Source organism: Cupriavidus sp. BIC8F, from assembly GCF_032465815.1.
Classification (GTDB): domain Bacteria; phylum Pseudomonadota; class Gammaproteobacteria; order Burkholderiales; family Burkholderiaceae; genus Cupriavidus; species Cupriavidus necator.
This window is the reverse complement of the sequence record NZ_CP136095.1, coordinates 2,065,415-2,078,594: the sequence shown is the minus strand read 5'-3', so window position 1 is coordinate 2,078,594 and position 13,180 is coordinate 2,065,415. Positions and strand designations below refer to the sequence as shown.

Annotated in this window: 14 protein-coding genes; 8 read left to right on the top strand and 6 right to left on the bottom strand. The window is 69.3% G+C overall.

Annotated features, from left to right (window positions below; all coding sequences use genetic code 11):
- The 5 genes from RS901_RS29585 (at position 1) to RS901_RS29565 (ending at position 4,966) form a co-directional block, all read left to right on the top strand.
- The gene (locus tag RS901_RS29585; protein WP_316154063.1) at positions 1-813 is read left to right on the top strand and encodes an ABC transporter permease; all 813 of its coding nucleotides are present in this window, start codon (positions 1-3) and stop codon (positions 811-813) included.
- 17 nt (positions 814-830) lie between these two features.
- Positions 831-1,610, top strand: a complete 780-nt coding sequence (locus RS901_RS29580) for a quinoprotein dehydrogenase-associated SoxYZ-like carrier (RefSeq protein WP_316154062.1) — start codon at positions 831-833, stop codon at positions 1,608-1,610.
- Positions 1,607-2,578: a quinoprotein relay system zinc metallohydrolase 1 gene (locus tag RS901_RS29575; RefSeq protein ID WP_316154060.1), complete on the top strand. Its 972-nt coding sequence runs from the start codon at positions 1,607-1,609 to the stop codon at positions 2,576-2,578. Before RS901_RS29580 ends, RS901_RS29575 begins: the two co-directional genes overlap by 4 nt.
- Positions 2,579-2,779: 201 nt before the next feature.
- Positions 2,780-4,522 (top strand): PQQ-dependent methanol/ethanol family dehydrogenase, encoded by a 1,743-nt coding sequence (locus RS901_RS29570; RefSeq protein ID WP_316154059.1) that lies wholly within the window; start codon positions 2,780-2,782, stop codon positions 4,520-4,522.
- Between the two features lie 120 nt (positions 4,523-4,642).
- A complete protein-coding gene (locus RS901_RS29565) occupies positions 4,643-4,966 on the top strand; it encodes a c-type cytochrome (RefSeq protein WP_316154058.1) in 324 nt (107 codons plus the stop codon).
- 80 nt (positions 4,967-5,046) lie between these two features.
- Here RS901_RS29565 and pqqE read toward each other — a convergent pair whose 3' ends face one another.
- The 5 genes from pqqE to pqqA form a co-directional block, all read right to left on the bottom strand.
- Positions 5,047-6,198, bottom strand: coding sequence for a pyrroloquinoline quinone biosynthesis protein PqqE (gene pqqE, locus RS901_RS29560; protein ID WP_410054243.1), 1,152 nt, complete (start codon positions 6,196-6,198; stop codon positions 5,047-5,049).
- A complete protein-coding gene (gene pqqD, locus RS901_RS29555) occupies positions 6,170-6,442 on the bottom strand; it encodes a pyrroloquinoline quinone biosynthesis peptide chaperone PqqD (RefSeq protein ID WP_010809775.1) in 273 nt (90 codons plus the stop codon). Before pqqD ends, pqqE begins: the two co-directional genes overlap by 29 nt.
- Positions 6,439-7,149: a pyrroloquinoline-quinone synthase PqqC gene (gene pqqC / locus RS901_RS29550; RefSeq protein ID WP_316154056.1), complete on the bottom strand. Its 711-nt coding sequence runs from the start codon at positions 7,147-7,149 to the stop codon at positions 6,439-6,441. The genes pqqD and pqqC overlap by 4 nt, the downstream gene beginning before the upstream one ends.
- Positions 7,146-8,063, bottom strand: a complete 918-nt coding sequence (pqqB, locus tag RS901_RS29545; RefSeq protein ID WP_316154055.1) for a pyrroloquinoline quinone biosynthesis protein PqqB — start codon at positions 8,061-8,063, stop codon at positions 7,146-7,148. The genes pqqC and pqqB overlap by 4 nt, the downstream gene beginning before the upstream one ends.
- A gap of 132 nt (positions 8,064-8,195) precedes the next feature.
- The gene (gene pqqA / locus RS901_RS29540) at positions 8,196-8,270 is read right to left on the bottom strand and encodes a pyrroloquinoline quinone precursor peptide PqqA (protein ID WP_010809778.1); all 75 of its coding nucleotides are present in this window, start codon (positions 8,268-8,270) and stop codon (positions 8,196-8,198) included.
- 92 nt (positions 8,271-8,362) lie between these two features.
- Between pqqA and RS901_RS29535 the strand changes: the two genes are divergently transcribed.
- Positions 8,363-9,322, top strand: coding sequence for an alpha/beta fold hydrolase (locus RS901_RS29535; protein WP_316154054.1), 960 nt, complete (start codon positions 8,363-8,365; stop codon positions 9,320-9,322).
- Positions 9,322-10,284: an MBL fold metallo-hydrolase gene (locus tag RS901_RS29530; RefSeq protein ID WP_316154053.1), complete on the top strand. Its 963-nt coding sequence runs from the start codon at positions 9,322-9,324 to the stop codon at positions 10,282-10,284. The genes RS901_RS29535 and RS901_RS29530 overlap by 1 nt, the downstream gene beginning before the upstream one ends.
- 39 nt (positions 10,285-10,323) lie before the next feature.
- Here RS901_RS29530 and RS901_RS29525 read toward each other — a convergent pair whose 3' ends face one another.
- Positions 10,324-12,294, bottom strand: a complete 1,971-nt coding sequence (locus RS901_RS29525) for a sigma-54-dependent Fis family transcriptional regulator (protein ID WP_316154052.1) — start codon at positions 12,292-12,294, stop codon at positions 10,324-10,326.
- A gap of 276 nt (positions 12,295-12,570) precedes the next feature.
- Here RS901_RS29525 and pedF point away from each other — a divergent pair, with 276 nt between their 5' ends.
- Positions 12,571-13,050 carry a cytochrome c-550 PedF gene (gene pedF, locus RS901_RS29520; protein WP_316154051.1) on the top strand — a complete coding sequence of 160 codons (480 nt, stop codon included), beginning with the start codon at positions 12,571-12,573 and terminating at the stop codon, positions 13,048-13,050.
- Positions 13,051-13,180: the final 130 nt, after the last annotated feature.

The following is a 13,180-nucleotide window of genomic DNA, read 5'->3' as shown; positions in this document are numbered from 1 at the left end:
ATGGCCTCCATCCTGATCCATCGCTGGCGCGCGCTGCGCGCGGTTTGCGGGCGCGAGTTGCGCAAGTACCTGCGCCAGCCCGGGCGCCTGCTGTCGTCGCTGGTGCGCCCGCTGCTGTGGCTGCTCGTGTTTGCCGCGGGCTTCCAGAACGCGCTGGGCGTCGCCATTGCGCCGCCCTACGACACCTACATCGAATACAAGGTCTACGTGGCGCCCGGACTGCTGGGCATGATCGCGCTGTTCAACGGCATGCAGTCGTCGCTGGCCATGGTGTACGACCGCGAGATGGGCGTGATGCGGCTGCTGCTGACCGCGCCGCTGCCGCGGGGCTGGCTGCTGGCTTGCAAGCTGGCGGCGGGCACGGTGCTGTCGCTGCTGCAGATGGCCGCGTTCCTGCTGGTGGCGATGGCCTTTGGCATCCGCTTCGAGTCCCTGCACCTGCTGGCGGCGACGGGCGCCATGGCGCTGGCCGCGCTGATGCTGGGCGCGCTGGGCCTGCTGCTGTCGGTCCATGTGCGCCAGCTCGAGAACTTTGCCGGCACCATGAACTTCGTGATCTTCCCGATGTTCTTCATCAGCTCGGCGCTGTATCCGCTGTGGAAGCTGCAGGAGTCGGGCGCGGAGGTGGTGTACCAGCTGGCCCGCTTCAATCCCTTCACCCACGCGGTCGAGGCGATCCGCTTTGCGCTGTACGGGCAGGTGGCGCCGCTGAGCCTGGCGGTGGTCGCGGGCAGCGCGGCGGTGTTCTTCGCGCTGGCGCTGCAGGGCTACGACCCGCAGCGCGGCATGGCGCGCCGGGGGCAGCAGGCATGAGGCGCCGGACGCGGGGCATGGTCCTGCTGATGGCGGCCGCACTGGGCATGGCCAGTCCGGCGGTGGCGGCTGCCGGGGCAGCGGGCGCCGTCATCGCGCACAGCGATCCGCTGCAGTCGCCGCAATGGGCCTGGATCCACAAGGAGCTGCTGCAGATGGGGCCGGTGGTGTTCGACAGCCGCGTCAGGGTGACCGGGCCGGCGTTTGCGGAAGACCCCATGCGCGTGCCGATCGCCTTCGATGCCTCGGCGCTGGGCGAAGTGGATCGCATCGTGGTGGCGGTGGACCGCAACCCGATCCGCGAGGTGCTGGCGTTCGAACCGCTGCGGGTGCGCCCGTCGCTGTCGTTCCGCTTCAAGCTGGAACAGGCGTCGCCGGTGCGGGTGGCGGCGCGCACGCGCGATGGCACCTGGCATGTCGGCAGCGTGCTGGTCGATGCCGGCGGCGGGGGCTGCACGGTGCCCGGCGCCACGCGCCGCGACGGCAGCTGGAGCCGCACGCTCAACCGCGTGGACGCGCGCGTGTTCCCGGGCTTCGGCGAGGCCGCGGCGCGCGTGCGGCTGCGCGTGATGCATCCGATGGATACCGGCCTGGCGGCGGGCATCCCGGCGTTCCATATCGAGACCCTGGTCCTGGCTGACGCGGCCCGGCAGCCGCTGCTGCGACTGACGCTGCATGAGCCGGTTGCCGAGAACCCGATCTTCTCCTTCGACCTGCGCGATGCCGTGCAGCCGGGCATGACGGTGGCCGGCCACGACAACAACGGCAACCGCATCGCGGCGCGGGTGTCCCCATGAAGCGACGATTGCTACTGTGGTTGCTGCTATGCCTGGCGGGCCAGCCCGTGCCGCCGGCACTCGCCCAGCAGGCCGCGCTGCAGCCTCCTGACTACCGCCTGGCTCCGCGCGAGATCGCCGCGGGCGTGTGGCTGCTGGAAGGCGCCAATGCCGACTTCGCGCCCGGCAACGGCTGCAACATCATCAATACGGCGTTTATCGACACCGGCGACGGCGTGGTGGTCATCAACACCGGCCCGTCGCGGCTGTATGGCGAGCAGCAGCGCAGGGCGATTGCATCGGTCACGGCCGCGCCGGTGCGGCTGGTGCTGAACCTGAACCTGCATCCCGACTATTTCTTCGGCAACCAGGCCTATGCCGACGTGGGCGGCAGCGCCCTGGCCGGCACCATCGACGGGGCGCGGCGCGAGGGCGCCGCTTATGCCGACAACCTCTACCGCCTGTGCGGCGACTGGATGCGCGGCACCGAGCCCGCGCCGGCTGCCCACGCGCTGGCGCCGGGCCGCCGCACGATCGGGCGCCATACGCTGGAGCTGGTGCGCCTGGGCGGCCATACCGGCGACGACCTGGTGGTGCTGGACCACACCGCAGGCGTGGTCTTTGCCGGCGGGCTGGTGTTCCGGCAACGCATTCCGACCACGCCGCACGCGGATATCGGCCGCTGGCTGGCCAGCCTGGACCGGCTGCAGGCGCTGATGGCCGACAGCGGGGCGCGCGTGCTGGTCCCCAGCCACGGACCAGTGCCTGCGGCCGCCGGCGGCGCAGAGGCCATCGCGCAGACGCGCGGCTACCTGCAATGGCTGGATACGCGCCTGCGCGAGGCCGCGGCGCAGGGGCGGGACCTGGCCGAGGTCATGGCGATGCCGGTGCCGCAGCCCTACGCGCACTGGGCCGCGATGCCCGCGGAGTACCTGCGCAACGTCGGCCATCTCTACCCGGCGCGTGAGGAAGCCGCGCTTGGGCACTGACGCCGGCCAGCCGTGGCGGGCTGTTCAATTCTGGAGCAGCTGCAACGCAGTGTTGCGCGCTGGCACGGCTGTCATCACGCAACGGGGCCGCAACCGGCGTGCTGGTGCGGGGATGCGATTGGCATGGGAATTGCCAAAGGCATGTCTGGTGTGTGGCGCAGTGGCGCACCAGGGAAACCCAAAACAAGAGAGGAGATGACAATGAGGACGTTACGAGCAGTGATGGCGGTTGCGGCTGCCGCGGCCAGTCTGGCCGCGCAGGCGGCAGTGACCGATGCCATGATCGAGAACGACGCAAAGAGCCCCGGCGATGTGTTGTCGTGGGGCATGGGCCCGCAAGGCCAGCGCTATTCCACGCTGTCGCGCATCAATACGAAGAACGTCGGGCAGCTGGTGCCGGCGTGGTCGTTCTCGTTTGGCGGCGAGAAGCAGCGCGGGCAGGAATCGCAGCCGCTGATCCATGACGGCAAGATGTTCGTGACGGCCTCGTATTCGCGCATCTATGCGCTGGACCTGAAGACCGGACGCAAGCTCTGGAAGTATGAGCACCGGCTGCCCGAAGGCATCATGCCGTGCTGCGACGTGGTGAACCGCGGTGCGGCACTCTACGACAACCTGGTGATCTTCGGCACGCTCGATGCGCAGCTGGTGGCGCTGGACCAGAAGACCGGCAAGGTGGTGTGGAAGGAGAAGCTGGAGGACTACGCCGCCGGCTATTCGTACACGGCGGCGCCCATGATCGTCAAGGGCATGGTGCTGACCGGCATCTCCGGCGGCGAGTTCGGCGTGGTGGGCCGGGTCGAGGCGCGCGATGCCAAAACCGGGCAGCTGGTGTGGTCGCGGCCGGTGGTCGAAGGCCATATGGGCTACAAGTTCGACAAGGACGGCAACAAGACCGAGAACGGCGTGACCGGCACCGCCAACGCAAGCTGGCCGGGCGAGACCTGGAAGACCGGCGGCGCCGCCACCTGGCTGGGCGGCACCTATGATCCGGCCACCGGGCTGGTGTACTTCGGCACCGGCAATCCGGGCCCGTGGAACAGCCATATCCGCAAGGGCGACAACCTCTACTCGGCCTCGACGGTGGCGCTGGATCCCGCCACCGGCAAGATCGTCTGGCACTACCAGAACACCCCGAACGACGGCTGGGATTTCGATGGCGTCAATGAGTTCGTGACCTTCGACCTGGACGGCAAGCGCATGGGCGGCAAGGCCGACCGCAATGGCTTCTTCTACGTCAACGACGCGGCCAGCGGCAAGCTGGTCAATGCTTTCCCCTTCGTCAAGAAAATCACCTGGGCCACCGGCATCGACCTGAAGAGCGGCCGCCCCAACTACATCGCCGAAGGCCGCCCCGGCGACCCCGCTGCCGGCAGCGACGAGAAGAAGGGCAAGTCCGTGTTTGCCGCGCCGGGCTTCCTTGGCGGCAAGAACCAGCAGCCGATGGCCTACAGCCCGCAGACCGGCCTGTTCTACGTGCCCGCCAACGAGTGGGGCATGGATATCTGGAATGAGCCCATCAGCTACAAGAAAGGCGCCGCCTTCCTGGGCGCGGGCTTCACCATCCGTCCGCTGAACGAGGACTACATCGGCACGCTGCGGGCCATCAACCCGAAGAGCGGCAAGATCATGTGGGAGGTCAGGAACAGCGCGCCGCTGTGGGGCGGGGTGATGACCACCGCCGGCGGGCTGGTGTTCTGGGGCACGCCGGAGGGCTACCTGAAGGCGGCCGACGCCAGGACCGGCAAGGAGCTGTGGCAGTTCCAGACCGGCAGCGGCGTGGTGGCGCCTCCGGTCACCTGGGAAGAGAACGGCGAGCAGTACGTGGCCGTGGTGTCCGGCTGGGGCGGCGCGGTGCCGCTGTGGGGCGGCGAGGTGGCCAAGCGCGTGAACTTCCTGGAGCAGGGCGGCTCGGTGTGGGTGTTCAAGCTGCACAAGAGCTGAGCCGGCGGGAGGTGACACGGTCCGGCGCACGCCCGCATCGCATCATGGGTGCGCGGCGTGCGCCGGGCGCGGTTGCAACAGGACGAAATGGGACGAAATGAGACGAAGAGGGACACAGGTATGAAGAAGGAATGGATGGCGCTGGCGGCGGCTTCGGCGCTGCTGCCGGGCGCGGCGCTGGCCGGCACGGCCGCCGACATGCAGGCCCTGGCCGACAAGAGCGGCTGCTTTTCCTGCCATGGCATGCAGTCGAAGCTGGTGGGGCCGGGGTTTGCCGAGGTGGCCGCCAGGTACAAGGGCGATAGCCAGGCGGCGGAGCGGCTGGCAAAGAAGATCCGCGAAGGCGGCAAGGGCGCGTGGGGGCGGATTCCTATGCCGCCGCATGGCAGCCTTGGTGAGGATGACGCGAAGAAGCTGGCGGAGTGGGTGTTGAGTGCCAGCTGAGGCCGGCGACTGTCTTGACGATGCCGGCTTGCCGGCAAGGAACCCCGGCTGGCGCCTGCCATGCCGGGGTCTTTCCTTTCTTACCGCTGGCCGCTGCTCAGCCGCAGCGAGTTGCCATCGCTGCGAAATACCATCGCTTGCTCGCGCGCCTGCGCCACGGCCAGCCGGCCCTGCAGCACGATCTCGCTGACCTTGCCGTGCGCGCCGGAGCGCTCGCACACCGGGTCCGTGGCGGCGGCGTCGCCGGTGACCAGGAACGCCTGGCAGCGGCAGCCGCCGTAGTCCTGCTCGCGCTGGTCACAGGAACGGCAGGGCTCCTGCATCCACTGCGTGCCGCGGAAACGGCGGAAGGCATCGCTTTCGGTCCAGATCTCGCGCAGCCCCTGCGTGGTGACGTTCGGCAGCGCCAGGCCGGGCAGCATGCGCGCCGCGTGGCAGGGCAGCGCGGTGCCGTCGGGCGCCACGCCAAGGAAGGTGGTGCCCCAGCCGTTCATGCACTTCTTGGGCCGTGCCTCGAAGTAGTCAGGCACGACGAACAGGATCTGGCATTGCCTGCCGATGCGCGCGCGGTACTGCCGGACCACGGCCTCGGCCTCGCGCAGCTGCTCATGGGTGGGCAGCAGCGCCAGCCGGTTCTCCCAGGCCCAGCCGTAGTACTGCGTGTTGGCCAGTTCCAGGTATTCGGCGCCCATTTGCAGGGCCATCTCGATGATGGTGCCGACATGCGGCAGGTTATGCCGGTGCAGCACGCAGTTCATCACCATCGGGTAGCCGTGTGCCTTGATCATGCGCGCCACGCGCTGCTTCAGGTCGAAGGTGCGGGTGCTGGACAGGAAGTCGTTGAGCTCGCGGGTGGAGTCCTGGAACGACAGCTGGATATGGTCCAGGCCGGCTTCGCGCAGGTCGGCAAGGCGGGCGTCGGTCAGGCCCACGCCCGAGGTGATGAGGTTGGTGTAGAAGCCCAGGCCATGCGCATGCCGGACCAGTATCTCCAGGTCCTTGCGCAGCAGCGGCTCGCCGCCGGACAGCCCGAGCTGCACCGCGCCCAGCGCCCGCGCCTGGCTGAGCACATCGCACCATTGCGCGGTGCTCAGCTCGGCCGCATGCCGGGCATAGTCCACCGGGTTGGAGCAGAAGGCGCAATGCAGCGGGCAGCGGTAGGTCAGCTCGGCCAGCAGCCATAGCGGCGGGCCTGGCGCGACCTCAGACGAGCCAGCCGCGTTCGATGGCATGTTTGACAAAGGCATGTACCTCCGGGGCGATGCCCTGCACGCCAAACGCGGCCTGCAGGTCGTCGATCAGCATGTCCAGCGTGTGGCTGCCGTCGCAGCGCTGCAGGATCGCGGCGGCGCTGTCGTTGAGGGTGACCATGCCTTCCGGGTACAGCAGTACCCAGCTTTGCTGGGACGCTTCCCATTGCAGGCGAAAGGTCCGGTGCAGGGTCGGTCTGGCGAGGTCTTGCGTGCTGGCTGTCATGGGTTGGCTTGCTGGATGGCGTCGAGCATCGACCAGAGCACGTCGAGCTTGAACTGCAGGATGTCGAGGGCGCGCTGCTGTTGCGCCGCGCTGCGGAAGTGGCCCAGCGTCACGCGCAGGCCATGGTCCACGTCGCGCTGCGCGAGCGGAATGCGAGAGCGGAAGTAGTCCAGCCCGGCGGCCTCGATCCACGGGTAATGCGTGGGCCAGCCGGCCAGGCGCTCCTTGTGGATCTCGGGCGCGAACATCTCCGTCAGCGACGAGCACACGGCTTCCTGCCACGGCGCGCGGCGCGCAAAGTTGACATAGGCATCGACGGCAAAGCGCACCCCGGGCAACACGTGCCGGTGGCTCAGCAGCGCTGCGCGCTCCAGGCCCACCGCCTGGCCCAGGCGCAGCCAGGCCTCGATGCCGCCGGGTTGGGTGTCGGTGCCGTCGTGGTCAAGGATGCGCACCACCCACTCGCGGCGGGTGTCGCGCTCGGGGCAGTTGGACAGGATGGCGGCGTCCTTCAGCGGGATGTTGTCCTGGTAGTAGAAGCGGTTGGCCACCCATGCGCGGATCTGCGCGGGCGAGCACTGGCCCGTCGCCATGCGCTGGTTGAAGGGATGGTGGATGTGGTAGCCGCTTTCCTTGGCGCGCAGGCGGGCCTCGAACTCGGCCTCGGTCCAGGCGATGGGGGAGATGGGGAGGATGGCTGATGTCATAGGGCGATTTCCATGCCGTCGTACGCCACCTCGATGCCATGCCGCGCCAGCTCTGCGCGCTCCGGCGAGTCTTCCACCAGCACCGGGTTGGTATTGTTGATATGGATAAGGATCTTGCGGCTGGCGGGCAGCCGCTCCAGGACCTCGATCATGCCGCCGGGTCCGGACAGGGCCAGGTGGCCCATGTCGGCGGCGGTCTTGCCGGAGAAGCCCGGCGCCTGCATCTCGTCGTCGCGCCAGAAGGTGCCGTCGACCAGCACGATGTCGGCGCTGTGCAGCTGCGCAAAGACGTGGTCGTCGATGCGGCCCAGGCCGGGCGCATAGAAGGCGCTGCGGCCGCTGCGGCGGTCTTCGATGCGCAGACCGATGTTGTCGCCCGTGCGCGGCGCGTGGCGGTTGGGCGAGTAGGGCGGGGCCTTGCTCTCCAGCGGTATCGCCGTCAGTGTCACGCCGTCCAGCGGCGGGACTGAAAACGAGGTGCCGTCGCAGGGCAGGGCGTGCGTCTGCAATCCGCAGTAGTGCGACAGGATGCGCGTCAGCGGGAAGGCGGCGCCCAGGTCGTCGAGGACGGCGGCCGTGGCATAGACCGGCAGCGCCTGGCGGTGTTCGCGCAGCATCAGCAGGCCGGTGACGTGGTCGATCTGCGCATCCATCAGCACGACCGCGGCGATGGCGGTGTCGCGCGGCGCGCGCGCGGGCTGCAGCGCGGGCGCCTGGCGCAGCTGCTGCAGTATATCGGGCGAGGCATTGACCAGGATGGCATCACGCCCGTCGCCCGTCAGCGCGATCGAGGATTGCGTGCGCGGCGTGGCGCGCACCGTGCCGCGGCGCACGCCGTCGCAGTTGTGGCAGTTGCAGTTCCACTGCGGAAAGCCGCCGCCGGCGGCCGACCCCAGTACCCGGATGCTTGTCATGGCGCGAGCGCTTGGTGTTGGGTCATGGCTTCATGGAGCAGGCGCCAGCCCTGGCGCCTGCCTGCGTTGGTTGTGCTTGCGGTCCACGGCTTGCCTGTCGGCGCACCGCCGGTCGCAGGCACCGCGGCACGCTCAGCGGTTGGCGATGTACATCGTGATTTCAAAGCCAAGCCGCAGCTCGGTGTAGGCGGGGGTGGTCCAGCGCATGTCTCTCTCCTTGGGTGGCATGGTTAGTGAATATCGTCTTGCAGCGGCGCCTGGCTGCCGCCCGACTGCCGCATTCCCTCAAGGCAACATCCATGCCCGACGCATCCACGATATCCGCCGGCTTTTCCGGCACGGTCACCACCTTCTACCTGCGTACGCCCGACGCCCAGCGCGTGCATGTGCGGCTGGCCGGCGCCGCGGACGGCGAGCCGTGGCTGGTGCTGCATGGCGGGCCGGGCAGCGGCTGCTCTGCCGCCATGGCGCAATGGTTCGACCCGCGGCGGCACCGCGTGGTGATGCCGGACCAGCGCGGCGCCGGCCGTTCCAGGCCGGCTGGCTGCCTGCGCCGCAATACCGTGAGCGCGCTGCTGGCCGACCTGGAGCGGCTGCGCCGCGCGCTGGGCATCGAACGCTGGGGCGTGGTGGGCGGATCATGGGGCGCGGCACTTGCCCTGGCGTACGCGGCGCAATGCCCGCACGCCGTGGCGGCGCTGGTCCTGCGCGGGACCTTCCTGACTGGCCGCGACGATGTGCTCGCGCTGTTTTCACCGCGCCATGGGGGCCGCCGCATGCTGCATTGCGTCAAGGCATGGGGCGAGCGCTTGCCCGATGCGCGCGCGCGGCTGCTCACTGTGTCACGGCTGTTGCAAAGTGGTACGCCTGTTCAAAAACGGGACACTGCCGCGGCGTGGCAGGCGAGCGAACACGCATTGCTGGGTCTTGCCCCCGCGTCGCCTACGCGCCGGCAGCCGCGGCCTGAGCGCATGGCCGCGGTGAACAAGTACCGCATCCAGGCGCACTACCTGCGCAACCGGGCCGGACTGGGCAAGCCAGCCCTGCTCAGGGCGGCGCGGGTCATCGCCGCGCATGGCCTGCCGGTGACGCTGCTGCATGGCCGCGCCGACAAGGTCTGCCGTTCCGCCAACGCGCTGCGCCTGCAGGCCGCCATGCCGGGCGCAAGGCTGGCCTGGGTGGACGGCGGACACCTGGCGACCGGGGCCATGCGCGACGCGCTGGTGGCCGCGATCCGCGCCGCTGGCTGGCAGCGGTGATGCCCACGACGCGGCGCGGCTTTCTTGGCGCCACGCTTGCGCTGGCCATGAACGGCTGGCACCCGGCGGCCGCTGCCGGCACGCGGGTCACGCTGGAGCGGCTGCAGCCAGGCGTGTACGTGGCCCGCGCCGGCAATGCCGAAGTGGCGGGCGACAACGCCGCCGAAGTGGTGCCGACCCTGGTCCATCTGAGCGGTGCGGGCGTGCTGGTGGTGGACCCCGGGCCGCAGGCGGCGTGGGGCGGTGCGCTGCTCGGCGCCATCCGGGCGCTGACGCCGCAGCCCGTGCGTTGGGTGGTCAACACGCACGCCCACCCGGAGAACGTGCTGGCCAATGCCGAGTTCGCACGGCTGCGGCCCCGGCCCGTGTTCCTGGCCTCCGCCGCCACGGCTGCGCTGATGCGGCAACGCTGCGCAGCCTGCCTGGCCCGCATGGCCACGCTGCTCGGGAACGGTGCCATGCGCGGCGCCGCGATTGTGTTGCCGGAGCCCGCGCTGCAGCCCGATGGCTGGCTGCACACCGGCGTTACCGCCTGGCAGGTGCAGGTTTACGCGAACGCGCACAGTGCCTCGGATACGGTGCTGTACGCGCCGCAGCTGCAACTGCTGTGTGCGGGCGGCCTGGCTTACCGCGAGCGCGTGCCGGAGATGCAGGAGGCCTCCCTGCAGGGGTGGCGCCGTGCGCTGCGGCGGCTGCAGGAGCTGCCGGCGCGCACGGTGGTGGGCACCGCGCCGGGCACGCCCGCGCAGACGCTGGCGCCGACACTGGCCTACCTGGATGCGCTGGCGGACGGAATCGGCGCCGCGCTGGCCGCGGGCAGCGATGCCTCGCGCGCCAGCGACGCCGTGGCGGCGGCGCCGTTCCGGCATTGGCGCCATTTCCAGTCGCGCCACCCGCTGAACGTGCAGCGCGCCTGGCGCGAGCTGGAAGACCTGTGGATACTGGGCGAGCCGCTGGCCTGAGCGCGCGGCTGCCCTGGTGCCTGGCCGGGATCAGCCGGCCTAGGGCAGCCCGCGGGCCTCTTCCATTTTCCGGTAGACCGTATTGCGCGAGATCCCCAGCGCCTTGGCCGCCGCGGAGATATTCCCGTTGTGCGCCTTGACCGTGGCGACAATGGCCATGGCCTCGACATCGGCCAGCCGCGTGGGCTGCGCGCCCGGCAGCACATGGGCCGCGGGCACTGCCGCATGTCCCTGGCGCTCGCGCAGGTCATCGAGGAAGTCGTCGGGCAGGTGGTCCTCGGTGATCTCGGCTTCGCCTTCGGCCATCAGCCGCGCGGTGCGCAGCAGGTTGCACAGCTGGCGGATATTGCCCGGCCAGTGGTAGCGGCGGAACATTTCCATCACCGACTCGCGGATGCGGGGCGGCTCGCCGGGTTGCACGCCCGCCTGGTCCTGGCGCAGCAGCCTGGCGGCCACCGCGTCGAGGTCGCCGCGCTCGCGCAGGGCCGGCAGCCGCACCACCAGCCCGTTGAGGCGGTAGTAGAGGTCTTCGCGGAACTGGCCGTTGGCGACCAGATCACGCAGGTTGCGGTTGGTGGCGCACACCACCGAGACGTCGACATGGATGACCTTGCTGCTGCCCAGCGGCGACACCGCGCGTTCCTGCAGCGCGCGCAGCAGCCGCCCTTGCAGATGCAGCGGCATGTCGCCGATCTCGTCCAGGAACAGTGTGCCGCCGTTGGCCAGCAGCATCTTGCCGATGCCGCCCTTCTTGCGGGCGCCGGTGAAGGCGCCTTCTTCATAGCCGAACAGCTCGGACTCGATCAGGTTTTCCGGGATGGAGGCGCAGTTCACGGCAATGAAGGGCCCGGCATGGCGCGGGCTGTCGGCGTGGATGGCGCGCGCCATCAGTTCCTTGCCGGTGCCGGTTTCGCCCAGCACCATCACCGGAATATCCTTGCCGATGACCTTGCGCAGCTTGCCGATGACCGCGCGGATTTGCGCGTCGCCCGTGTCCAGGTCGTCCAGCCCGGGCGAGCTGGCCGGGCCTGCGGCCAGGCTGCGCGGTGCGGCGGCGGTGCCGGGCGGGGCTGCGTGGCCGGCATCGGTGTTGCCTGGCAGCGATGCGGCGGGTGACTTCCATTCGACCCGGGCGCTGACCTTGACGCCGCTGGGCAGGTGCAGCTGGACGATGCCCGCATGGGCCGCGCGCACCGCGTCGAACAGCTGCGACATCGACAGCCCGAACAGCGAGGAAAAGGTGTGCGCATGCAGGGCGCCATTGGACAGGCCAAGCTGGAACTGCCCGCTGCGGTTGGCTGACAGGAAGCGCCCGCCGGGCGTGAAGGAGACGATGCCCTCCACCAGCGTGCCCAGGAACTCCGCGCGCGAATGGAAGCGGATGCACACCATGTCGCGGAAGGCGTTGCCGAACAGCTGGTTCTCGATCATCTGCGCCGACATCCGCACCAGCGCCATGGTGTGCTTGTGGAAACCGCGCTGGTCGCCGGTCACATCCAGCGCCCCCACGGTCTTGCCGTAAGGGTCGAGGATGGTCATGCACGAGCAGGTCAGGAACTGGTTGGCCTCCAGGAAGTGGTCGGCGCCGTGTACCAGCGTGGCCCGGTTCTCGGCCAGGGCCGTGCCGATGGCGTTGGTGCCGCGGCGCGCTTCCGACCACTCCGCGCCCGGGCGCAGCGCGACCTGGTTGGCCCGGGCAAGAAAGTCGTCATCGCCCATCGAGTGCAGGATCAGGCCATCGGCGTCGGTCAGGATGACCATGCTCTGCGTATTCACGATCTGGTCGTAGAGCGTTTCCATCACCGGCAGCGCATAGGCGAACAGCGACTGGCTACGCTCGATCCGGGTTTTCAGCTCGCTCTGCAGCACCGGGCAGAAGTCGGGCGATTCATAGGGACGCAAGCCATAGGACTCGGAACGCTGGTGGGCCTGGGCAATCAGTTCGGCGCGCTCGGGCTGCCCCGTGTCACCCGGGGCGCCCGGGCGGGCCGGTTCCGGCTGGAAGGTCATTTCTCTGTCTCCTGTGGAAGGTCCGCCCGCGATCTTTGCGCGGGTCGCTGTCGGCGCCTTCGCCGGGCGCATGGTCGACAGTGTTGCGTCATGAAGCAAAACACTTGCCAGGGTGTGGCAATCCGGGACACCCGTGCCGGGATGCTGCGTTGCACAGAACGATGGCGGCGCGGTGAAGCCTGCCTGCAGGCGCCTCCGGGCCTGGTCCGGCTGGCTGGTATGGCTCTTGCGGAAACAGGGCAAACAACCAAGACCCATCCACTGTAGGAGACATCCATGAAAACGCAGCGCCGCCTGCTTGCCTTGCTCGCGCTTTGCGCGTCCCTGACCGCCATCCCGGCCGGCTCTGTGCTGGCCCATGGCGACGTCACGCCCCAGGCCGTCGATACCAAAGCGTTACCACAACTGGGCGACGAATGGCGCCCGGACAATCCCTACCGCAGCGGCGATGCGCACAAGGAGGCGCTGCGCATCGGCACCTCGGCCTACAACCAGAACTGCGCGCGCTGCCATGGCCTGGAAGCGGTGTCAGGGGGCATTGCGCCGGACCTGCGCAAGCTTGACGGCGACTGCGTCTCACTGGCGGATGCAAAGAAAAAGCAGGCGTGCATGAGCGAGATCTCGCAGTTCTACACCACCACCGTGCGCAAGGGCCGCACGCGCGACGGCCGCGTGTACATGCCGCCGTTCGACGGCGTGCTGAGCCAGGAGGCGGTGTGGGCCATCAAGACCTACCTGGAGTCGCGCCGCGAGTGAGGGGCGGCTGCGCCGGCAGTCCTTCCCGTTGTCCAGTCCCGGCCCGCAGTGCCGGGTCAACGCCACTTCCAGGAGTCATCCCATGCCTGCCAGCCCTGTCCGCGGCCCTAGGAGTCCGTCGGACTTGAGC

What these genes read in the sequence shown, in the direction of transcription:
- RS901_RS29525 (WP_316154052.1), bottom strand. Translation starts at nt 12,294, where the DNA reads ATGACCTTCCAGCCGGAACCGGCCCGCCCGGGCGCCCCGGGTGACACG.
- pqqC (WP_316154056.1), bottom strand. Translation starts at nt 7,149, where the DNA reads ATGACATCAGCCATCCTCCCCATCTCCCCCATCGCCTGGACCGAGGCC.
- RS901_RS29535 (WP_316154054.1), top strand. Translation starts at nt 8,363, where the DNA reads ATGCCCGACGCATCCACGATATCCGCCGGCTTTTCCGGCACGGTCACC.
- pqqE (WP_410054243.1), bottom strand. Translation starts at nt 6,198, where the DNA reads ATGCCATCGAACGCGGCTGGCTCGTCTGAGGTCGCGCCAGGCCCGCCG.
- RS901_RS29580 (WP_316154062.1), top strand. Translation starts at nt 831, where the DNA reads ATGGTCCTGCTGATGGCGGCCGCACTGGGCATGGCCAGTCCGGCGGTG.
- RS901_RS29565 (WP_316154058.1), top strand. Translation starts at nt 4,643, where the DNA reads ATGAAGAAGGAATGGATGGCGCTGGCGGCGGCTTCGGCGCTGCTGCCG.
- RS901_RS29570 (WP_316154059.1), top strand. Translation starts at nt 2,780, where the DNA reads ATGAGGACGTTACGAGCAGTGATGGCGGTTGCGGCTGCCGCGGCCAGT.
- RS901_RS29585 (WP_316154063.1), top strand. Translation starts at nt 1, where the DNA reads ATGGCCTCCATCCTGATCCATCGCTGGCGCGCGCTGCGCGCGGTTTGC.
- pqqB (WP_316154055.1), bottom strand. Translation starts at nt 8,063, where the DNA reads ATGACAAGCATCCGGGTACTGGGGTCGGCCGCCGGCGGCGGCTTTCCG.
- pedF (WP_316154051.1), top strand. Translation starts at nt 12,571, where the DNA reads ATGAAAACGCAGCGCCGCCTGCTTGCCTTGCTCGCGCTTTGCGCGTCC.
- pqqD (WP_010809775.1), bottom strand. Translation starts at nt 6,442, where the DNA reads ATGACAGCCAGCACGCAAGACCTCGCCAGACCGACCCTGCACCGGACC.
- RS901_RS29575 (WP_316154060.1), top strand. Translation starts at nt 1,607, where the DNA reads ATGAAGCGACGATTGCTACTGTGGTTGCTGCTATGCCTGGCGGGCCAG.
- RS901_RS29530 (WP_316154053.1), top strand. Translation starts at nt 9,322, where the DNA reads ATGCCCACGACGCGGCGCGGCTTTCTTGGCGCCACGCTTGCGCTGGCC.